Origin of the sequence: Haloterrigena sp. H1 (assembly GCF_005938085.1) — an archaeon.
GTDB lineage: Archaea > Halobacteriota > Halobacteria > Halobacteriales > Natrialbaceae > Natrinema.
Window position 1 is genome coordinate 122,361 of sequence record NZ_SMZK01000003.1, and the last position, 21,697, is coordinate 144,057.

At 61.2% G+C, this 21,697-nt stretch carries 17 protein-coding genes, 3 tRNA genes and 3 rRNA genes; 6 read left to right on the top strand and 17 right to left on the bottom strand.

Features of this window, described 5'->3' with window-relative positions:
• Positions 1–15: 15 nt before the first annotated feature.
• Entirely contained in the window at positions 16–489 is a 474-nt protein-coding gene (gene rimI, locus E2L06_RS18880) for a ribosomal protein S18-alanine N-acetyltransferase (protein WP_138783110.1), read from the bottom strand.
• A gap of 219 nt (positions 490–708) precedes the next feature.
• Positions 709–1,203: a ferritin-like domain-containing protein gene (locus E2L06_RS18885; RefSeq protein WP_138783111.1), complete on the bottom strand. Its 495-nt coding sequence runs from the start codon at positions 1,201–1,203 to the stop codon at positions 709–711.
• 768 nt (positions 1,204–1,971) lie between these two features.
• Here E2L06_RS18885 and E2L06_RS22105 point away from each other — a divergent pair.
• From E2L06_RS22105 to E2L06_RS18895, 3 genes are all read left to right on the top strand, one after another.
• The gene (locus tag E2L06_RS22105) at positions 1,972–2,112 is read left to right on the top strand and encodes a hypothetical protein (protein WP_171052436.1); all 141 of its coding nucleotides are present in this window, start codon (positions 1,972–1,974) and stop codon (positions 2,110–2,112) included.
• A gap of 54 nt (positions 2,113–2,166) precedes the next feature.
• Complete coding sequence (locus E2L06_RS18890) at positions 2,167–2,862, top strand: hypothetical protein (RefSeq protein ID WP_138783112.1); 696 nt, start codon at positions 2,167–2,169, stop codon at positions 2,860–2,862.
• A 62-nt stretch (positions 2,863–2,924) separates the two neighbouring features.
• A tRNA-Lys gene (locus E2L06_RS18895) sits at positions 2,925–2,998 on the top strand.
• 432 nt (positions 2,999–3,430) lie between these two features.
• Here E2L06_RS18895 and E2L06_RS18900 read toward each other — a convergent pair.
• The 5 genes from E2L06_RS18900 to E2L06_RS18920 form a co-directional block, all read right to left on the bottom strand.
• A tRNA-Cys gene (locus E2L06_RS18900) sits at positions 3,431–3,506 on the bottom strand.
• 138 nt (positions 3,507–3,644) lie between these two features.
• A 5S ribosomal RNA gene (gene rrf, locus E2L06_RS18905) occupies positions 3,645–3,766 on the bottom strand.
• A 129-nt stretch (positions 3,767–3,895) separates the two neighbouring features.
• Positions 3,896–6,814, bottom strand: a 23S ribosomal RNA gene (locus E2L06_RS18910).
• Positions 6,815–7,039: 225 nt separating this feature from the next.
• Positions 7,040–7,111, bottom strand: a tRNA-Ala gene (locus E2L06_RS18915).
• 138 nt (positions 7,112–7,249) lie between these two features.
• Positions 7,250–8,723, bottom strand: a 16S ribosomal RNA gene (locus tag E2L06_RS18920).
• Together the 16S, 23S and 5S rRNA genes with 2 tRNA genes alongside form the textbook arrangement of a ribosomal RNA operon.
• Positions 8,724–9,568: 845 nt before the next feature.
• On the opposite strand from E2L06_RS18920, the gene E2L06_RS18925 reads away from it, so the two are divergent.
• Positions 9,569–9,946, top strand: coding sequence for a helix-turn-helix domain-containing protein (locus E2L06_RS18925; RefSeq protein ID WP_138783113.1), 378 nt, complete (start codon positions 9,569–9,571; stop codon positions 9,944–9,946).
• Complete coding sequence (locus E2L06_RS18930) at positions 9,943–10,239, top strand: hypothetical protein (protein WP_138783114.1); 297 nt, start codon at positions 9,943–9,945, stop codon at positions 10,237–10,239. The genes E2L06_RS18925 and E2L06_RS18930 overlap by 4 nt, the downstream gene beginning before the upstream one ends.
• Positions 10,240–10,254: 15 nt before the next feature.
• Here the strand turns inward: E2L06_RS18930 and lpdA are convergent, their stop codons facing one another.
• From lpdA to E2L06_RS18980, 10 genes are all read right to left on the bottom strand, one after another.
• Positions 10,255–11,718: a dihydrolipoyl dehydrogenase gene (gene lpdA / locus E2L06_RS18935; RefSeq protein ID WP_138783115.1), complete on the bottom strand. Its 1,464-nt coding sequence runs from the start codon at positions 11,716–11,718 to the stop codon at positions 10,255–10,257.
• A gap of 105 nt (positions 11,719–11,823) precedes the next feature.
• Positions 11,824–12,159, bottom strand: coding sequence for a hypothetical protein (locus E2L06_RS18940; protein WP_138783116.1), 336 nt, complete (start codon positions 12,157–12,159; stop codon positions 11,824–11,826).
• 235 nt (positions 12,160–12,394) lie between these two features.
• Complete coding sequence (locus E2L06_RS18945; RefSeq protein ID WP_138783117.1) at positions 12,395–13,306, bottom strand: PQQ-binding-like beta-propeller repeat protein; 912 nt, start codon at positions 13,304–13,306, stop codon at positions 12,395–12,397.
• Between the two features lie 95 nt (positions 13,307–13,401).
• A complete protein-coding gene (locus tag E2L06_RS18950) occupies positions 13,402–14,628 on the bottom strand; it encodes a putative manganese transporter (protein WP_138783118.1) in 1,227 nt (408 codons plus the stop codon).
• A 178-nt stretch (positions 14,629–14,806) separates the two neighbouring features.
• Positions 14,807–16,144, bottom strand: coding sequence for an NrfD/PsrC family molybdoenzyme membrane anchor subunit (gene nrfD, locus E2L06_RS18955; protein ID WP_138783234.1), 1,338 nt, complete (start codon positions 16,142–16,144; stop codon positions 14,807–14,809).
• Positions 16,145–16,632: 488 nt separating this feature from the next.
• The gene (locus E2L06_RS18960) at positions 16,633–17,115 is read right to left on the bottom strand and encodes a GNAT family N-acetyltransferase (RefSeq protein WP_138783119.1); all 483 of its coding nucleotides are present in this window, start codon (positions 17,113–17,115) and stop codon (positions 16,633–16,635) included.
• Between the two features lie 119 nt (positions 17,116–17,234).
• Complete coding sequence (locus tag E2L06_RS18965; protein WP_138783120.1) at positions 17,235–17,714, bottom strand: GNAT family N-acetyltransferase; 480 nt, start codon at positions 17,712–17,714, stop codon at positions 17,235–17,237.
• Between the two features lie 103 nt (positions 17,715–17,817).
• Positions 17,818–18,114, bottom strand: coding sequence for a translation initiation factor (locus E2L06_RS18970; protein ID WP_138783121.1), 297 nt, complete (start codon positions 18,112–18,114; stop codon positions 17,818–17,820).
• A 612-nt stretch (positions 18,115–18,726) separates the two neighbouring features.
• Entirely contained in the window at positions 18,727–20,469 is a 1,743-nt protein-coding gene (locus tag E2L06_RS18975) for an excinuclease ABC subunit C (RefSeq protein WP_138783122.1), read from the bottom strand.
• A 26-nt stretch (positions 20,470–20,495) separates the two neighbouring features.
• Positions 20,496–21,176, bottom strand: coding sequence for a hypothetical protein (locus E2L06_RS18980; RefSeq protein ID WP_138783123.1), 681 nt, complete (start codon positions 21,174–21,176; stop codon positions 20,496–20,498).
• 167 nt (positions 21,177–21,343) lie between these two features.
• On the opposite strand from E2L06_RS18980, the gene E2L06_RS18985 reads away from it, so the two are divergent.
• Positions 21,344–21,613: a hypothetical protein gene (locus E2L06_RS18985; protein WP_138783124.1), complete on the top strand. Its 270-nt coding sequence runs from the start codon at positions 21,344–21,346 to the stop codon at positions 21,611–21,613.
• Positions 21,614–21,697 lie beyond the last annotated feature (84 nt).

Here is a 21,697-nt window from a genome sequence, read left to right on the forward strand (position 1 = left end):
ACGTCCCGCAACCCGCTATCCCAGTTCCCGGATCATCACGGTCGCATCCTCGCCGTTGGCATAATAGCTAGAAACTCGCCGAAGCGGCTCGAAGCCGAACTCCCGGTACAGCCGTTTCGCCCCGTCGTTCGACCGCCGCACCTCGAGTTTGACCGTGTCAGCACCGTGGGCCGCGAGCACGCCGAGCGCTCGGGAGAGCAACGTGGAGGCGACGCCCGTCCGACGGTGGTCAGGGTGGACGGCGATGTCTTTGATATGTCCGAGCGCGCGGCCGATCTGCTGTGTGACGTCGGCGACGACGTATCCGGCGATCCTTCCGTCGATTTCGGCGACGAGAAAGCCAGGCTCGCCGAGGAACCGCTCGAAAGCGTCGTACGGCCAAGCCTGCGAGAAGGAGGCGTTCTCGATGCGAACGATTGCAAGGAGATCCACACGCTCCGCGGGCCTGATCGACACCGCCTCGCCGTCCTCGGGTGCGGGGGTCGTCACACGCGAAGCTAACACACCGAACAGTAAAAGCCGTGCGCGTCGCGGCAGGACCGTTCGCGGGCCTGGATTCTCCGAGGGGTCGGTGAAAACGGTCCCGCCCCTACTCGTCGGCTTGCTACTCGTCGTCGTTCTCGTCGATTTCGATCGCCAGCTCCTCGTCTTGGGTGCCGCCGTACTGGGACTGTTCGTCCTTGGAACCGATGTCGTCAGTTACCGGAATTACTCAGCGGGGATCGCGTCCATCTCGAACGTCTCGGTGAGTTCTTTCAGTTCGTCGAGGGCGTCTTGCTCCTCACGAAGGTTCTGCTCGAGCAGATCGGCCGCCTCGTCCATCCCGAGTTGATCCGCGAGCGGGATCAGGTTCCCGTAGGCAGCGATCTCGTAATGTTCGGTCTTCTCGGCGGCCGCCATGTTGTGATAGTCCATCACCTCCTGGGACGGATCCATCGACGTGAACTCCTCGTGCTCTTCGATAAGTCCCTCGATACCCTCACACTCCTCTTTTTCGGGTGGCTCGCCGAACATCTCGAAGACCTCCTCGAGCCGGTCGATGTGACCGTGGGTCTCCTCGCGGTGCTCTGAAAACGCCTGCGCGATCTCGTCGTGGTCGGTGTGTTCCTCGAGTTCGTCGAGTGCGTCGAGCAACTGATGCTCGGCGTGGTAGATGTCTTCGAGATTGTGCTCGAACAACTCCTGAATCGTCTCCATGCTCATGTGTGACCAGTCGACCGTTCGCCGGCCGGGTGAAAAAGACGAGAGCCTGCGAGGTCAAGCGACTATGACGCCGTTTCGGTCCACCAGTAGCTCCGTTCCAGCCGGGATTCGAGGGTGCTCCGACGATCAGTGCTCAGCACGGAGTCGTGTGGGTCTTAATCAGTGTCGCGCGGCCGCGCGCCAACCCGACGAATCGCCGCATCGGAGTCGTTCGAGCAGTATCCGGTTCGAATTCGGACCCAACTAGCGTCAGAGACGCTTTTCAGCCCCATCGGTCGTGGTATTCAGCCACACGATCCGCCGCAACGAGTGCCCCATCTAGCGGACGATGTTGCCACATCCGGGCTGGTAGCGAGCGCCTGCTTACTCGAAGCAACTGCGTGCCGTGAAGGGTCACACGCCACGAACGGCGACGGTCATCGTCGCGTTCCGACAGCGGTCAGAGAATGTACACACTGAGACGACCGAAACAGCGCGACACGGCTATCTCGAGCGGCGACACAATTCCGGGCAGCATCGCGTTCTGGGCTGTCTACGTGGCTCGAACGACCAGTTGACCGCTAGCCACTCTTTTTCGTCTCAAAAGGAGGCCTCACGGTAGATTCTGGTTCTCGCGTCGGTCTGCTCGCCTGCGAAACCGGATCGATACGCTGGAGGTCGAACGCGTCACTTGTCGGAGATAGCGGCATAATAGACCCATAAGACAGAGCACGGGTATCTCTTGCAGCCGAAACGATACTTATGCTGGCGGGGTTCGAAGCGCCGTTGATGACTGACGTAGCTGAATGCAACCCAGAGCCGGTCGAACAAGAACCGACAGAACGCGATGACGCGCACCTCGCCGACATCGAAGAGGGGGCCGGCTGTACGGAAATCTGGGAGCACCTCGCCGAGAAGCGCGAGGAGTAACATCTCTCTCGTCCAGACAATGAGCTTTTTGATGCGAGCCACCTATCCAGGTTTATGACCGATAATCGACCCGGTGATGATTCGCACCACCGCGGCGACAACGGTCGATCGATTCCGACGGACCGTGAATCACCCGTCGGCGCACCAGTTATCCGGGGCGACGAATCGGTCACCGGAACCCGCGCCCGAGAAGCCGTTCAGTTCGACCCCGACGACCCCGACAGTCTCGCTGACGCAGCCGAAACCGTCCGCCAGTTCGCTGCTGGCAAAACTGCTGACGACCACCTCTATATGCTCCGCGGCGCGGCCGCCTGTGCCGCCCTCGTCCGTGGCGAAGGGTCGTACAAGGTTGCCGCCGAACGTGTCGGTGGTGAGACAACCGTCTCGTTCATCCGCAAGTGGGCTCGCGTCCACGACCTTCCGCGGTCGGTCCGCAAACAGGTCGCGCTCGGCCGGATCGCACCGACCGCTGCCAAACACATCGCTCGTGTCGGCGGCGAAGCACGACTGTTGCTCGCATGGGCGACCCTCGATGGAGAACTCACCGTCCGTGATGTCCGCAGTATCGCCAGTCAGGTCAACGACGGCATACCGATCGAACAGGCGCTCGTCGAACACGACGTCGTACTCGGCGAACTGGAACTCACCCTCTCGCCGACGACCTACCGCGACCTTCGGCGACGTGCGTCTATCGAAGGCGTTGATCCGGGCCAGCTCGTCACGGAGGCACTCGATCACTACTTCGAATGACGGGCTCGGCGCCGACCGAGAAAGAAACGTTTAACCGGTCCTCCCCAAAAGAGAGAACTACAGGGCCGGTAGCTCAGTCTGGCAGAGCGTCTGGCTTTTAACCAGACGGTCGCGTGTTCAAATCGCGCCCGGCCCGCTTTTGCGACGAACACTTTTGTGAGGAGCAAAGCGACCACCATGATTTGAACGCAGGGAGAGCACCGTCTCGCGAACGGAGTAAGCGAGGAAGCGATCAACCGTGTGTTCAAATCGCGCCCGGCCCCTTTCCTATCGCGACCAAACTCGCAAGCACTCGGTAACGAAACCAGTCACACAGCCCCGGTCTCAACGTCAGGCCGTTGTGCAGACTCTTGAGTCGATTGTCGCGCTGCTGTGCTCGAGTACGGACAAATACATCGCATGAAAGGCCATATCAACCGATTCGGTCGGTTCGGGGAACTCATCAGTGCCGTCGTACACGGGACACATTCGGTTGGCGGGGATCTTCTCAAGAGCGATACATAGCGCCTCGAAATTGGAGAGGCATTTCTACGATCTAATAGTCTTGGACTTCCGGATAACGTGTGAGAGCCAAGGGCCGGATTTGAACCGGCGATGGGCGGCTCTGCAGGCCGCTGCGTTCGGCCGGACTCTGCCACCTTGGCGCATCTTATTCTTGTTACTGCGTTCGTTTAAGCGTAGCGGTACGGAACAGCCCGTGTCTGAAATTGTGCCGTGAATATACGCAGAAAACCCCACATAGCCGCTGCTCCAGCAGCGGCTGTGTAGGGTTAAAGTATGAATGGAGGCGGCGAAACGAGTTTCCCAGAGGGTCGCCCACTCCAGTACTCACCGTAACGCAGGCGGGCTTATCTTCCGTGTTCGGGATGGGTACGGGAGGAACCCCGCCGCTGTGGCCGCCGTAACGCCGACCAGCGGAATCGAACCGCCGTCATTCCAATATCGGTGGTGTGTCCAAGACCGTAGTATACGTGTAGTCCAGTTTGCGTCCGGACCCGTTCGCGCGTCACGGATCCAATGCGATTGTAGTATGAGTGTGTGGCTTGGCCGGTTAGTGCTCGCGGACTCAACACCTCGTTGCCTTGGTGCGTACATCCCGAGTCTATCGATCTCGTCTTCTACGAGTGGCCTCGGTGGTATCTCTTTTTCAGGTGGGTTTCGAGCTTAGATGCGTTCAGCTCTTACCCCGTGGTGCGTCGCTGCCCGGCACGTGCCCTTTCGGACAGCCGGTACACGAGTGGCACCCATTCGTAGTTCCTCTCGTACTATACGAACGTTCCCGTCAGATACCGTAACACCCCCAATAGATAGCAGCCGACCTGTCTCACGACGGTCTAAACCCAGCTCACGACCTCCTTTAATAGGCGAACAACCTCACCCTTGCCCGCTTCTGCACGGGCAGGATGGAGGGAACCGACATCGAGGTAGCAAGCCACCCGGTCGATATGTGCTCTTGCGGGTGACGACTCTGTTATCCCTAAGGTAGCTTTTCTGTCAGCAATTGGCCGCATCAAGCAGCCTAATTGGTTCGCTAGACCACGCTTTCGCGTCAGCGTCCGTCGTTGTGCCGGACACTGTCAGACTTCCGTATGCTCTTGCGCTCTTCCCCGCGTCTCTGACACGGGTGAGGAAATCTTGGGGCGCGCCCGATATCTTTTCAGGCGCGTACCGCCCCAGTCAAACTGCCCGGCTACCAGTGTCCTCCGCCAGGAGTGAGAGTCGCAGTCACCATCGGGTAGTATTTCAATGCTGGCTCGGTGGCCCGCTAGCGCGGGTACCTGTGTAACGCCTCCTACCTATGCTGCACAATGGCGACCACGTCTCAGTGACAGCCTGCAGTAAAGCTCTATAGGGTCTTCGCTTCCCCTTGGGGGTCTCCAGACTCCGCACTGGAACGTACAGTTCACCGGGCCCAACGTTGGGACAGTGGCGCTCTCGTTGATCCATTCATGCAAGCCGCTACTGAAGCGGCAAGGTACTACGCTACCTTAAGAGGGTCATAGTTACCCCCGCCGTTAACAGGTCCTTCGTCCCCTTGTACGGGGTGTTCAGATACCTGCACTGGGCAGGATTCAGTGACCGTACGAGTCCTTACGGATTTGCGGTCACCTATGTTGTTACTAGACAGTCGGAGCGCCCGAGTCACTGCGACCTGCCCCATTGCGGGGCAGGCATCCCTTATTGCGAACGTACGGGACTAACTTGCCGAATTCCCTAACGTCGGTTGCTCCCGACAGACCTTGGCTTTCGCCGCCACGAGTACCTGTGTCGGATCTCGGTACGGACAGTGTGCTTGCCTTTTCACGGGCTCTAGGTTGACCTGACTTGCGCTATCCTGCCATTCGGTCGCTTCGTGCCATTACGGCTTCCACGAACTTCGACAGTTCGACTGGGCGAAAGCCCAGCTCAGGCGGCCCCAAAGCGTTGGCTTTGAGTGCACACTGGCATAGGAATATTAACCTATTTCCCTGTTGTCAGCTTCGACTTACGGGCTGACTTAGGACCGGCTAACCCTCAGCTGATCAGCATTGCTGAGGAACCCTTACTCGTTCGGCCGTCGGGGTTCTAACCCGACTAACGCTGCTACTATGACCAGGATTTTCGTTACTGAACGGTCCACACGAAATCTCTTCCGTGCTTCCACCCGAACAGAACGCCAACCTACGGGATCACCTTGTGACAGGTGCCGCTAGGTCTCGGTGGTGGATTTGAGCCCCGATCATTTTGGGCGCCTCAAACCTCGGCCGGTAAGCTGTTACGCTTTTCTTAGAGGGTAGCTGCTTCTAAGCTCACCTCCCGGCTGTCTAGGGCTTGAGACCACCTTCGATCGCACTTAATCCACACTTGGGGACCTTAACCCAGCTCTGGGTTGTCTCCCTCACGGTACACAGGCTTACCCCGTGCACCGGACTCCCTGCGTCAAACGGCGTTCGTAGGTTCGGAGTTGGACAGGGGGGCGCACTCCTCTCGGAGTGCGGTCCCCCAATCCGTCGCTCTACCCCACGAACTACCTCGGCAGAGGTGATGCTTCGACATCTTTCGGTTGGAACCAGCTGTTTCCGGACTCGATGGGCCTTTCACCCCTAGACGTAGATCACGAGAGGGTATTGTAGGACACCAACTCTAACAGGCCTCCACGTGCCTTTCGGCACGCTTCACCTTGTCCACGCCTAGATCGTCCGGTTTCGGGTCGTGCCCGTTTGACTCCCCGCGCTTGAACACGGTGGTCCTGGTGCAAAGCACTGCGACCATATCGGTTTCCCTGCGCCTTCCTCGATAATCGAGTTAGACTCGTCAAACAGGCACACTCCCTGGTTCGTTTTTCAAAACGTACGACAGAACACCGGCTTCCCAAACTGCTTACTACAGGTTCGCACCTGATTCATTATGTCCGGGACCTTGTGTGCCCTGTCGCTCCATCGCCAACTGATTTCACGCCCTATTGCACCTCCCTTCGTGGGGTGCTTTTCAGCGTTCGCTCACGCTACTTGTTCGCTATCGGTCTTGAGGAGTGTTTAGTCTTCGCGGTCGATGCCCGCGATCTTCACGAGGGATATCCAACCCCCGATACTCTGGAGCTGACTCGTTCCGTACTTGTCGACAATACGGGACTGTCACCCTGTTTCGTGCTCTATTCCAAGAGACTTCGTGTCGACGTTCAAGAAGTGATCGTCAGTCCGAACACCACATTGCCTGACGGCTTCGGTTTGGACTGTATCGCGTTCATTCGCCATTACTAACGACATCGCGTTTGCTTTCTTTTCCTGTCGATACTAAGATGTTTCAATTCTCGACGTTCCCCATTGCGCGAAGCAATTGCGGTGGGGATTCCCATTCGGAGATCCTATGTTCTTTGCCTCCGTGCGGCTCCCATAGGCTTATCGCAGCTTGGCACGTCCTTCTTCAGCTCTCAAGCCGAGCGATCCACCAGCTGGCACAGTAGCCACGTTCATCGGATCGGCGTTGCGACAAAGTCGCAACATCGTGACCCGGGAACGGGTCCAGTGGACGCCTGGACTACACGTACACACGGTCTCATCTGCACGCCAGTAGACAGCTGGCCTGCATTAACCCTTCCCAGCCACACTTACGCGGGCTGGTGCATCGGTTCGGTCGTACTCAATCGAAGTTCCGTCTCCCACTTAAGGGCACGGTTTCGTCGATCAAGTACGAAGCATGGACCCACAGGGATTCGAACCCTGGGCATCCTCCTTGCAAAGGAGGCACTCTCCCACTGAGCTATGGGCCCACGTCCACCCACAATCGGGTGGACAGAGATTGTGTTAGCCTTGGTAGTTCTAAGGTGCCCGATCGGCCACTCGGTGGTCGATCGAACGTGCGGAATACCGCTAAGGTGGGCCAGGCGCGACGGCCTGGTCCCGGTCTGTGGAGGTGATCCAGCCGCAGATTCCCCTACGGCTACCTTGTTACGACTTAAGCCCCCTTGCGGAGCCCAGATTCGACCTCGGAATCGAGGCCTCATCCGGACCCCACTCGGGTGCTTTGACGGGCGGTGTGTGCAAGGAGCAGGGACGTATTCACCGCGCCCTTCTGAGGCGCGATTACTACCGAATCCAGCTTCATGAGGGCGAGTTTCAGCCCTCAATCCGAACTACGACCACGTTTCGGAGATTAGCGTCCCCTTTCGGGGTTGCATCCCACTGTCGTGGCCATTGTAGCCCGCGTGTCGCCCAGCACATTCGGGGCATACTGACCTACCGTTGCCCGTTCCTTCCTCCAGTTTGGCACTGGCAGTCCTCCTAATGTACCCAACCACCACAAGGGTGTTGCTGGCAATTAGGAGTGCGGGTCTCGCTCGTTGCCTGACTTAACAGGACGCCTCACGGTACGAGCTGACGGCGGCCATGCACCTCCTCTCAATGGCTCCAGTAAGGTCATCAACCTGACGTTCACTGCACATTGTCGATGCTGGTGAGATGTCCGGCGTTGAGTCCAATTAAACCGCAGGCTCCTCCGGTTGTAGTGCTCCCCCGCCAATTCCTTTAAGTTTCATCCTTGCGGACGTACTTCCCAGGCGGTCTGCTTCACGGCTTCCCTACGGCACACCACAGGCTCGTAGCCTGTGGCACACCTAGCAGACATCGTTTACAGCTCGGACTACCCGGGTATCTAATCCGGTTCGTGACCCGAGCTTTCGTCCCTCACCGTCGGATCCGTCTTTCCAGAGCGCTTTCGCCACCGGTGGTCCGTCCAGGATTACGGGATTTCACTCCTACCCCAGACGTACCCTCTGGATCTTCCGGTCCCAAGCCACACAGTTTCCACCGGACGCCCGCGCGTTGAGCGCGCGGATTTCCCGATAGACTTGCGTGGCCAGCTACGGACGCTTTAGGCCCAATAAGAGCGGTCATCACTCGTGCTGCCGGTATTACCGCGGCGGCTGGCACCGGTCTTGCCCAGCACTTATTCGTGTACCTCCTTACGGTACACAAAAGCGAGGACTATATGCCCTCGCACCTGGAGTCCCCTTATCGCACTTTCGTGCAGTGTAAAGGTTTCGCGCCTGCTGCGCCCCGTAGGGCCCGGTATCTTGTCTCAGATACCGTCTCCGGGCTCTTGCTCTCACAACCCGTACCGATTATGGGCACGGTGGGCCGTTACCCCACCGTCTACCTAATCGGCCGCAGCCACATCCTATGGCGCCGGAGCGTTTCTGACTCTCGCCACTTCCAGGCTGAGAGTCGTATTCCGGATTAGCCTCAGTTTCCCGAGGTTGTCCGGATCCATAGGGTAGTTTGGCCACGTGTTACTGAGCTATCTGCTACGAGTCTCAACTCGTGCAACTAGCATGGCTAAATCGGACTCCAATAGCAATGACCTCCGGCAGGATCAACCGGAATGAAATGCTCTTCCCCAGCGAAGCTGGGGGAGTTGGCGGTGAATGTAAATACACTCACACATGGGTCCACACGTTCGGTGACCGCTGATCGAACGACCGATCGGGCGTCACCGAACTACCAAGGCTAACATCAGATCCCATCTGTACGGCGGACCGCAGGGGTGGAATCCTCATTTCCTTCGGACGTATTCATAGGCCATCAGGGGTACATAACCCCTTCGGACCCGAACCGTCCGAGACGAGATGACGGACCGAGTTGAACGGCCCGTCGCTCACGCGTTCTTCGCGTTTACACCCAAACACCCTTGTACATATAAGGGCGTCGGATCGCATCCACGCCGGAAATCGCAGCCGGCGTGGGTGTGTGCGATCACAACTGAATGCCCAGACATATATAAGGCCTCCGAACCGTCACGATCGGAAACCGATCGTGACAGCCGAGGTCCTGAGGGCGGGTGTAATCCTCCCTCCGTGCCGGGAACCGGCCGGAGGGAACGTGGCGGCGTGCGCCACGTCGTTCGCATTCATATCGAGTGCCGGGTGTATATATAAGGCCGTCGGACGAGATCAGTATCGGAATCCAGTACCATGCCATGTCTGTCCACGAATGTGCCACAGCAGAGAGTTCCAGAAGAGAGCCGAGCCTCAACGACTCGAGTCGGCGAGCAAAACTGTCACGCGGGCGGAGGTCGGCCGGTCATCCCACCCTCGTAGGAACGGTCGGGCCGGATGATACCCGCGTGGTCGTACTCGAGTACGCACGCGCAAGAAGGTGTCGCGTCGAGGGCCGACGAATGGGGGACGCATCGATGCCGATAAACCACACGCGTTGTAAGGGGGAGATGAATGGTCCGGGACCCGTTCGCTTCGGAGTCGACACCGTCCGCAGCGGAGATCTGCGCTGCGCTGGACGATCCCGACTGCCGTGAGATTATTCAAAAGCTCGAGGAACCCATGACGGCGTCAGAGTTAACGAAGCGATGTGAGATCCCACAATCGACGCTGTACCGGAAGCTAGAGCTGTTAACCGAGGCGACGCTGCTCGAGGAGTCGACCGAAATTCGACAGGACGGCCATCACGCGAGCAAGTACTCGATTGCGTTCGACGAAATTTCGCTCGGGTTGGACGATGATCAGTCGCTGTCGGTTCAGATCGAGCGGCCGGCACGGACGGCAGACGAGCGGCTCGCGGACCTGTGGTCGGAGGTGCGAAAAGAAACATGAATCCACTTCCTGCCGGGCCGGTAGAGATGACACTCGCACTCGCGGTCGTCAAGACGCTCCTGCTCATCGTCGGCAGCGTGATCACGTATTTTTCGTTCAAGGCGTACCGACGGACCAGACAGCGAGCGCTCGGCTATCTCACGGCCGGGTTCGGCCTCGTGACGCTCGGGTTCGTCCTTGCCGGGATGTTATACGAGTTGCTCGGCGTGCACCTCGTGACGGGGATTCTGCTCGAAAGCCTGCTCGTGTTGGCCGGGTTCGTGGTGATCGCGTATTCGCTGTACGTCCAGTAACGGCGAGTCAATTGGTTACCGGTTCAGCGTGTGGATCGCGTGTCCGAGCGCGTTTTCGGCTGCTTCCATCACCGACTCCGCGAGCGTCGGATGGGCGTGGACCGTCGCGGCGACGTCCTCAAGGGTCGCACCGAGTTCGACTGCAAGCCCGAGTTCGGCGATCAGTTCCGATGCTTCGGGGCCCACGATCGAGGCACCTAGGACGTAGCCGTCTGCCTCGTCGGCAACGATTTTAACGAATCCCTCGGAGTCGCCGGTCGTCAGCGCGCGGCCGCTGGCCCGGAAAGGGAACTGGCCGGTGACAGTCTCGAAGCCAGCGTCCTCGGCTTGGGTTTCGGTCATGCCAACGGTCGCAATTTCGGGATCAGTAAAGACGACAGCTGGGATCGCCTGGTGATCGAGGGCCGCAGGCTCGCCGGCGATCACTTCGGCAGCGACTTTCCCCTCCGCACTCCCTTTGTGTGCGAGCATCGGCTCGCCGGCGACGTCGCCGACGGCGAAGATCTGATCGACGGTCGTGCGTGCGCGCGAGTCGGTTTCAATGAAGCCGCGATTGTCCGTCTCGACGCCGGCGTCTTCGAGGGCGAGCGTGTCCGAGACTGGCTGACGCCCGACGGCCACCAGCACGTGGTCGGTATCGAGCGTGAGGCGTTCGCCCGCGGCCTGTTCCGAACCACCGTCCGTGGTGGCCTGGTCGGCCGGCTCGGCGATAACGCGGATTCCGTCTCCATCGCGGTCGTGCCACTCCGAAGCGGTGTACCCGAATTCGAAATCGATCCCCAGATCGTTCGCCCGCTGTTTGACTGGGCGTTTGAGATCGTCGTCGTACCCGGGAAGAATCGAATCGAGCATTTCGATGACAGTCACGTCGGTCCCCAGCTTGGCGAAGACGCCGGCCAGTTCCATCCCAATATAGCCGGCCCCGACGACGACCAGCGAGTCGGGGACCGACTCGAGTTCGAGGGCCTGTCTCGAGTTCAAGACCGGCTCGTCCGCGTACTCGAAGTTCGGAATCTGGATCGGTCGCGAGCCGGTCGCGATGATCGCGTGTTCGAACTCGAGCGTTTCCGAGCCTTGACCCTCGCCGCTGTGGGAGACGCGAACGGTTCGATCGTCGACGAAGCGGGCGGTTCCCTCAAGCAGTGTTACCTGATTAGCTTTACAGAGTTTCTCGACGCCGCTCGTGAGTTGGTCGACGACGCCGTCTTTCCACTCGATCATTCCGGCGAGGTCGATCGCGGGATCGGCGTGGATCCCCATTTCCTCGGCGGTGGCGGCCTCGTGAGCGATATCAGTGGCGGTGATCAACGCTTTCGAGGGAATGCACCCGTAGTTCAGACAGGTACCACCGTAGGCGTCTTTCTCGACGAGCGTCACATCGAGATCGAGCTGTCCGGCGCGAATCGCGGCCACGTAGCCGGCAGGGCCTGCGCCGATAACCAGTACATCTGTGCCAGTAGTAACGTCTCCAACGACCATGGTGCGGATGAACGGGCTGGAGGATAGTGTAGATGTCCCTTGTCAACAGGCAAAACGGAGCAGGATCGCACCGCCGGCGCCATACCACGGATTGAAGAAGTAGCATCACGGATCCGAACGGTCGACAAGGACTGTGTCCCCGCCGAGTGTCGTCGCACCGAGTGAGAATTCCCGCATCGTTACACTGCTATTGATTCCCAGAAACGTATCACCGCCAAGCCGGAGTCCAGAGTCGAGTTCGACGACGTCTGCGTCGACGTGGGCTGGCTTCCACGACGCAACGATCGATTCCACTGTGGTTCGATCGTCGTCGGTTTCCAGCGGGGCACAGAACACGACGAACGACTGTGACTCTGCAGGGAGCGGATACTGGCGACGAACTGACTCATTGCTAATACAGTCTAGATCGTCATCAAGAAGAAAGAACAGTTGGAGATCCACTGACGGTCCCGGTATCACCGTCAGCCGTCGCTGGTGACGCTGATACGTGTATTTTTACTTTTTATGTATAATCAAGATAATGTTTGCTGGCAACCGGTGGAGTCGACCGAAAAACGATCTCATAGCACGCCGAACCCGAACTCCGCCATGTCGAAGACGGGACCCCACAGCAGGTCGATCGTGCCGCCGACCGAGGAGTTCTGACCGGTCAACCGTCATGGCCGAAGCGGCCGACCTACCCGAGCACGGCTGTCGTCTCGTTCGGTGACGCGGTTGCGATCACGGTCCCGCCGACGCCGGTGTCCGGCGTCACCCTCGAGACATCGAACCCGGTCTCGATCGTCGTTGACCAGTGGTTTCGTCCCGACTCAACGTCGATCGCGTGGAGGCGAGTCGGGTCGGTTCCGCCGTATATCGATGCGTACAGTGTCCCATCGATCACCCCGCCGTCGCCGTACCGGTCGTCCGTGACCTCGAACCGCCACTGCTCGGTCCCGGTGTCCCGGTCCAGTGCGACCAGCGCCGCCGTTGACTCCGCCCGAACCCAGAGCACGATCAATCCGTCCGCGACCGTGACCGGGGTCCGGTCGTCCCCCTCTTTAAACGTCCACGTAACGGAACCCTCCTCGAGGTTGAAGCCCCGGTATTCGTCCCCTGGAACGAGGCCGAACGTCGGGGTGTACGTGTAGATCATGTTCCCTTCCCACGTCCATACCGTCTCACCGGTTTCCGGATCGAGACCAACCGTTTCGCGCCCGTTAGAGGCGTAACAGACGATCGTCGATTCGGCCGGGTAGAGCCGCTGGTAACTCCCTCCGACGTGCCACCGCTTCTCGCCGTTCCGGGGATCGACTGCGAGGATGCCTCCCGAACCATACGCATAGTAGCTGTTCTCGTCACGCTCGAGGCCAGCGATGGACGTGCCGGAGTGTCGCCAGGAAACGTCGCCGTCGTCGCGTGTGAGCCCGAGGAATTCCCGCTCGGCGGCAATGATCGTTCGCGCTTCGGTACTCTCGATTGCCAGAACGTCGGAGATGTCGTACTCCCACGCGCTCGATGGCGGTGTATGGCGGAATGACGTGACGCAACCGGCGGTCGTCGTAATCGCCCCGGCTGCCATCGCTTCGAGCGCTTCGCGGCGTCGCATGCGCTTCCTATCAGCTGCCAGTACTTAATTCAATTGCGATGAGAAACGATTACACGTTCGCGAGGTGGAGTCGCGTTCAAGCCCCGGGATCGGGATCATAGCACGCCGAACCCGAACTCCGCCATGCCGAAGACGGGTCCCCACAGCAGATCGAGTGCGACGCCGACGACGACGGCGGGCAGGAAGTTGTAGATCGTGGCGACGACGGCGGCTCTGGCATCGACAGCAAGCAACGGAAACAGCGCGTCGCCGTCCTGAGCGATCGCGTTTGCAGTCAACGCCGAAAAGGGTAATCCGCCCTCGGCGTAAACGCTCGCGAGCAGGATCTGCGGGCCACAGCCGGGGATCAAACCCACGGCCGCGCCGCCGATCGGGGCCAGCACGCCCGCCGCTGCGGCGAGAGTGGCGACGTTCACGCCCGTCAGCAGTACGGCGTACTCGTAGACCAGGAAGGCCACGAGCACCCAGACGGTGACGAAGCTGGTTTCCATCGCCGCATGAGTGAGCGTGTCGTAGACCGAGGTAAAGGAGTCTCGAGCCCGCGCGATCTCCCCTTCACCGACGTAGTGGCGGCCGATCAGGTAGAGGTACAGCGACAACACGGCACCGGCGATGCCGACGACCGTGAACAGGCCGTCGAAGCCGACGCCGACCTCGAGTGCGACCTCGGGGCCACCCCGAAGCAGGTAGATCGTCCCGAGGACCAGCCCCGCGATGGCGGCTCCCCACCACGCGACGTGTGCGAGATGCGAGAGTGGGGTGAGAATGCGAGAGCGACGATCCGGCCCTGTCTCGTGGGCGTGAGTTGGAGCGGGTCCGCAGTAGTCGTGGGCCGGATTCGGTGTGACACCGCCGTTGACGGCGGTACCGCCGTCGGGTCGTGCAGCAGGCGAGAGTCGCGCGACGGCGGCGTCGACCCGCGAGACGCCGAGGCCGACGGAGTCGACGAGATACCCCGTCATAACGGAGGCCGCGAAGGCGACGGCGTAGGCGTACAGCGCGGCCTCGGGCGCGAGCGCGAGGATGACGAAAGCCGAGTCGCCGGCGGTCGCGCCCAGCGTCGCGACGACGGTCCCGAAGCTGACCGTCCCGCGGACGTACAGCGGCATGACGACGATCGCACCGCCACAGCCCGGCGTCAGTCCGAGCAGGCCGCCGAACAGCACCTGCAAGCGCTCGTTGTCCTCGATGGCGGCGATGAGCGCACCGTCAGTGCGATACTGGACCAGTCCGAACGCGAGCACCGTCACCGCGACGAACGCGCTCACCTGCACGTAGCCGTCCCGAAGCGACGCGAGGAGGACGTCTAGCAGTTCGTTCATGGCACCTCACTCGTCATTCGATCGATGGTGACCCAAGGTTTAGACATGTCTAAAAGAAGCTTTAGTACCATACGATAAATAGCTGCTGGTGGCGTCTGCCGATGTGACTCGAGGGCGTGATTTCCCCTACAGTCAACTACCGATACCGTCGAATCACGGAAAAGACGACCGTCCGGCCCTACTCGTGATGATCGTTCACGGACTCGTGGCCGTCACGCAGGTGTTCGATCGCGTGGAGTTCGACCACGGGGAAGATCTTGGCGACGGTGAGGAAGAACAGACAGACCATGCCGATCGTCCCGAGGATCGACAAGACCTCGATCAACCCTGGGACGTAGACGCCTGGAACGGCCTCGTAGATGTCGAAGGTGGGGTGTAAGAACCCCTCGACGACGAACAGGACTTTCTCGAGGATCGTTGCGGTGAGGACGGCGAGGCCGGCGACGACGGCCCGCCGCTTGGTGAACAGCGCCGGCCGGATCGACTGGGCGAAAATGTACGACAGCGTCAGGAAGACCAGCGACATCGACGTGAGGTAGATGGGATTGGTAGCTCTGGCGAGGGCTGCGATGGTCAGGTCGATGGGGGCTTTGAAGAGGCCAGTGATGTTCTGCTGGAGTTGCAGCCACAAGAACAGCAGACAAAAGAACCCGAGCCAGAGCAACAGTCCGCGGAAGATGTCGTCAGTGATGATGTGATCCCAATCGTACGCGCGCCGGAACGCGAACGAGAGGAGGATCACGCCGCTGATCGCCGACGTAAGCGCGATCGTGAGGAACTGTGGGCCCTGCACACCGCCGAACCAGGTCGGATAGTTCGGCAACACGGCGAACAGCCACGGGATGACGCCACCGTGGAGCAACAGCGGCGCCATGATAATGATCGCGAGCGCGATCCACCAGACCATGCGCTCGATGATCGCGTCTTCTTTTTTCGTGTAGCCGATCGTCATGACCCGATAGATCGGATCGAGCCGATCGGGCAGCTGATCGCGCAGCCGGGCCACGTCGTATCGAAGCGTGAGCCCGAGATAGGTCGCCGTCAACACGAAGTAGGCCGTGATGACGGTCACGTCCCACACCAGCGGCGAGCCGTGGACCGTGATGTGGTAGTGGCCGATGACGCTGGTGACCATTCGATCGGGCCGACCGAGGTGGACGATAATATAGAAGCCCGCCGCGGAGAGCCCGCTGATCGTCAGCAATTCGGCGAGGCGCGCGACCGGCATGTACCGGTCCATCCCCAGCAGCCGAACGGCGGCCGAGAGGATGATCCCGCCGTGGGCGATCCCGACCCACCAGATGAACGCGCCGATGTAGATCCCCCACGTGGCGCCACCGCCGCTGCCCCAGTCACCGAGGGCAGTGACGACTAACCCCTCCTGAAGCTGGTAGGCCCACCCCACGAGAAAGGCGACGAACGCCAGCCCCGCGATGGCGACCATGACGAAGTACGTTGTCGATGTCGATCCGATCGGTCGCAGGATGTCGGCCTCGCTCGGCGTTTTCGTCCCCATCGTGCTACAGGATTTCACACCGTCGTCCCACTTGCGTCCGTGCGGTGCATTTGCAAGGTCGTGACTTGATACGGTGTTAGCACCGCTACCGTGTGAATTTTACCTGGGTTTGTATATTGTGATCCCAGTTCGTCGAATCGGACCAGCGACCGTTCCCGTTTCAGTCCGTCCGCAGAGCGAGACCACCAGCGAGCGATATCCATCTTCGATCCGACCCTGCTCTCCTCGCGGGGACTCACCATCACAGCAGAGAACAAGTGGACACTGCGGGTAGCCAGTAGTGCCAGCTGAACCGAGTGACACACCGATCGCAGGGTTCGTGGTTCGTGCTCACGTCGTCGCTCCGAACCGCCCTTCCATCGGGCGATCGGGTATGCAGTGACGGTCAGTGGCTACTATGGCCGCTGGTCGAGCCGCCCTGTTTGAACGACAGTCGCAACGTCGGAATCACCGTCCGCTCCTGACGGTATTCGATTTGCCAGGCACCGTTACAGCTCGAGCGTATAGACCACCTCTCGACGCTTTTCGCCGCCGATTTCGACGTCGTCCTCGTCGGTCGGCTCGAAGCCGTGGGTCTCGTAGAACTCTCGGCCGCCCTCGTTCGAGGCGAGGTCGATCGCGCGCATCCGCTCCATGTTGAAGTCCTGTAAGTCTTCGCGCAGCCGCTCGTACAGCGCGGTGCCGATGCCCTCGTTCTGGTGATCCGGATGGACGGACATACGCAGGACATCGCCCTCGTCCTCGGAGACGACGCCGTGGGTAAAGCCGACGATCTCACCGTCCGCTTCTGCAACGAGGAACGCCGTGCCGGGTTTCGTCAGTGCCGTCTCGAGTGCCTCGTCGCTGTACCACTCCTCGATCGTCTCGTCGATCGTCTCGGCTGTGAGTTCGTCGTAGGTGTCGTGCCAGGTCTCGCGGGCGACGGCTCTGATTCGGTCGCGGTCGTCGTGGCTCGCTGGTCGTATCTCCATACTGAGTGGTACGACAGCGAGTAGCAAAGGAGTTACACCATCTCAGTTAGGTGCCAGTAGCATCGGCCAGGCCCCAGTCCGGAACCGATCGCGACTGGAGTGGTCGCGATGACGACGCGCTACGCGATGTCGTGCGTGTAGACGGCTTCAGGGTAGTACTCGCCGTCGATCTCGACCTCACCCTCGTCGGTCTGTTCGAAGCCAAGTCTCTCGTAGAACGCGCGGCTGGCATCGTTAAACGCGAAGTCGAACGATCTGACGCGATCGACGTCGTAGGATTCGATTTCCGCCATCAGCCGCTCGTGGAGAGCCGACCCGATCCTCTCGCCTTGATGATCCGGGTGGACGTACAGCCGAAGAATGTCAGCTTTGTCGCCCTGTGCAACGGCATGGGTAAAGCCGACGAGTTCGTCATCGTCTACCGCGACGAGGACGACCGTGCCGGGTGCCTCGAGCGGCATCGAGTCGTCGGTGTACCAGTTGTCGACGGTCCGGTCAATCATGTCGGCCTCGAGTTCGTCGTAGGTGGCGTGCCAGGTCTCGCGGGCGACGGCTCTGATCGCCTCGAAGTCGTCGGGTGTCGCGGATCGAATGTCCATACCTCATCATTGAATGTCGGGTATAAATAACTCCTTGCCAGAAACGGGGGTATCCCACAAATTGGCACTCGACAGCCACGTCACTACTGCCACCGATTGGGTCTCACTCGCGAACCGTAAATCCCCGATCACGCAGGAGATCGGGAACGCGGTCGCGGTGGTCGCCTTGCAGTTCGATTCGGCCATCGTCGACCGTGCCACCGGTCCCCAGCGCGCTCTTGAGCGCCGACGCGGTCGATTTGAGGTCCGACTGCGGAAGGTCGAACCCCTCGATGATCGTCACCGGCTTGTCGTAGCGTCGTTTTTCGATCCGTAACGAGAGCGCCTGTTCGGCGGTCTCGAGGTCACCCTGCCTGTCCAGTTCCTCGAGCAGGTCGTCGAGATCGTCTTCGTCTGCCATATAGTCACATGGATGTGGGCGGGGATAGTCCTGTCCCTGCTGTCGCAATCGATCGGCCATCGATCGGCCTTGTGACTGTCTCATACGGACTCCTGTCAGTTGGTGCCGGCGCACCCGCGACCCGTGCTGTGGGTGCGCCGGGACATCGGGACAGCAGACCGCATCAGGGCCGTGGCAGTTGTCACAACCGTATGGGACGTCGTTTGTTGGTGTCACTGACGATTCTGATGGCACGACGGCTCTGTGACCAGTGTAGTCGTGCCGATAGCATCCAGCCATGATCGACTGTCGAGAGCGCGTGAGTCTCACCGCTACCGGCAGTAATGTTAATGCTTGTACATGCCAAACGCCTAGACAAGGGGAGGCAGAGATGGGAGTCCTCAAAACACTACGCAGGAAAGCTGACGATACAGGGCTGTACGAGTGCCGAAACTGCGGGGCAAAGCTCGCGCCCGACCTCGAGCGGTGCTCGAACTGTAACTCGCGGGAGATCGCTCATTACGAGTTTTGAGCGATCCAATCCGCCGATCCCGCACAATCGTTCGCGACACACTCATGCACTGTCTACGAGCGGCCGCGCTGATATCCCGTCGTGAGACGGTTCCGGCCGCCTCAGAGTCGCGACTTGATCGTCTCCGCGGTCTTCTCGCCGACCCCCTCGACGCTCTGCAGGTCCTCACGGCTTGCCTCGCGAACGTTCTCGACGCTCCCGAAGCGCCCCAGTAGCCGCTTTCGGGTCTCGGGACCGACCCCCTCGACGTCGTCTAACACCGTCTTCACCTCGTCGCGGACCGTCTGGTGGTACTGCACCGCAAATCGGTGGGCCTCGTCGCGCACGCGCTGCAAGAGATGTAGATGGGGTGCATCGCGCGGCCACGCAAATTCCCGGTCTGACGTGATCACGCGCTCTTCGGCTTTCGCCAGCGCGACCGCCGGCACGTCCCAGCCCACCGCAACGAGCGCGTCGCGGGCGGCCTCGAGCTGTCCCTCCCCACCGTCGATCAACACGAGGTCGGGGTCCGGCCTGTCGTCACGGCCCTCGACGGCACGGCGGGCGCGCCACTCGAGCAAGGCGCGCATGTTGTCGTAGTCGTCGTTCTGGTCGGTGAGCTTCTTCCGTCGGTACTCGCTTTTCTCGGCGCTGCCGTCGACGAAGGTGACGTTACTGCCGACCGCCGCCGTTCCCTGGGCGTGGCTCACGTCGAAGCCCTCGATCCGGCAGGCTGCGTCGAGGTCGAGCGCGTCCGCGAGCATGCCACACTCGTCGCGCCGACCGACGTTTCGCCGGGCGTTTTTCAGCGCGAGGTCGACGAGTTTGGCCTCCCGGCCGGCCCCCGGGACGCGAACTGCGACGCCCTCGGTCTCGAGCCACGACGTGACTTCCGCGTCGCCGTGGCGTTCGGGCAACAGAAGGGCGTCGGGGAGCTCTCGTTCGGCGTAATACTGAACGATAAAGGCTGCCAGAACGGCTGGAACGCTGTCGCCGTCCACCGACGAACCGGGGGCCTCGAGCGTGTGCCGATCCCGGTCGACCAGCTTGCCGTTTTCGGCGCGCAGGCGGGCGACGGTGGCATCGTCGCCCTTGATGGCGACGCCGAGAACGTCGACGGCTCGCTCGTCGCCGACCGACTGGACCGCCTCGCCGCCCTCGCCGTGGAACGCGTCGACAGTCTGGAGTCGATCGCGCAGGTTCGCCGCGCGCTCGAAGTTCTGGCCCTCAGCGGCGGCTTCCATCTCTCGGCGCAGTGGGTCGGCAAGGATTCCGGTCTCACCCTCGAGGAAGCGTTCGACGGCGGTGACGTCCTCGCGGTAGCTCGCGAGATCGATCTCGCGGGTACACGGGGCGGTACACAGCCCCATCTCGTAATCCAGACACGGTCGGTCCCGGCCCGCGTACTTGTGGTCCGAACAGCCCCGAATCCCGTAGGTCTCGCGCAGCGCCTTCACGACGGTCTCGACCTGTCGTTTGCTGGTGTAGGGACCGAAGACGGTCGCCGACTCGTCGGGATCGCGAGTGATCTCGATCCGTGGCGCGTCGTGGGCGGTCACCTGAACCATTGGATACGACTTGTCGTCTTTCAGCCGGACGTTATAGCGGGGCTGGTGGCGCTTGATCAGGTTCGCCTCGAGCAACAGCGCCTGCGTCTCGGTGTCGGTGACGGCGATCTCGACGTCGTCGGCCCGATCGACCATCCGCTCGATTCGCGCGCTGCGCGGGTCAGCGTAGGATCGGACCCGGTCACGGAGGTCGACCGCTTTCCCGACGTACAGCGTCGTCCCATCCTCCCGGAACTGGTAGACGCCGGGCTCTCGCGGCAGCGATCCGGCGCGCTCGCGAACCCCATCGGCGTTCATCGGCGGCCCTACGGAGCGGGGCGGTTTCAGCCTGACTCCTCGAGATCGATCCGTCCGTACTCGCCGGCACGTCCCTCGCGCGCCGCCGTCGAGTCCGATCCCGGCCGAATCGCAGCCTCGAGATCCGCGACCGGCTCGGACTCGAGGTCGGCCCCGGAAACGGGGATCACGAGGTCCTCGCCACCGCTGACGCGCACGACGAGCAATCGTGCGCGCGAGCGGACGTAGTAGCCCACGAAGCCGACGGCGACGACGAACGCAGCGACGCCGACGAGGAGGATGCTCCATTCGAGGGCCACGAGTGCCATCTCGACCGCTGCGAGGACGGTTTCGACGAACCCGACGACGAGACCGGAGCCGGGCAGGGGGGCGATCCCCTCGGGATCGGCGGCCGGAGCGACCGACGAGAAGCCGACGCTGGTCGCCATCTCGACCGCGGCAAGGCCGGCGAACGCGGCGACGATCCCGGCACAGAGGACGGCCAGTCGCTGTGACGTTTCGACGGTTACGGTCCCGACGTTAGGCCGGTCGACGTGACGGAAGTCCGGCCCCGCAGTGTGGGGAACGAACGCCAGCACGCGCTGGGTCGTGACGACGATCGTCGCGCGCTCGAGATCGATGCGGTGTTCGACGCGCTCCCCGTCGTAACACAGTTCGTCGACGCGATCGCGCCACTCGTCGATGCGGTCGATCCGGCGTCCAGCCATCGGTCGTCGTCTCCCGTCCACTGCCGATCACCAAGTACCTCGGGGCTCGTTCAGCCGTGTATGTGTGTCGTTCGCGCGTGTACGGTCGTCGTTCGCACCCGTAGGCTGCCCCTTCGAGGCGGCGCGAACGCGGTACATTCTCGGTGCTCGACCCCAAACCGCGGGCTATGAGCGACTCGACGGTGCAGTGCTGGCTGGTCGAACGGGAACTGGGCGACCGCGATTTCGTCACGCTGGTCTACGCGACGCCGGACGGCTCGCGCTATCAGCAGCGCCAGCGGTCCTCGACGGCGTTGCGGACCGGCCCACAGGTCACCGCAGCGGTCGAGATTCCCGAGGACGAACTCGAGGCGGTGCCCGACGAGGAAACCCGCGAACGCTACGCCACGGAAGTCGACCGAACCGCCGAGCGATACGATCCCGACGATCCGATCTGACCTACGGCGTCCGCTCGGAACCCCGAATCCGACCGTTGACGAACTGAAACAGATGAATTCAGCCGCGGTTCGAGTGGCACAAAT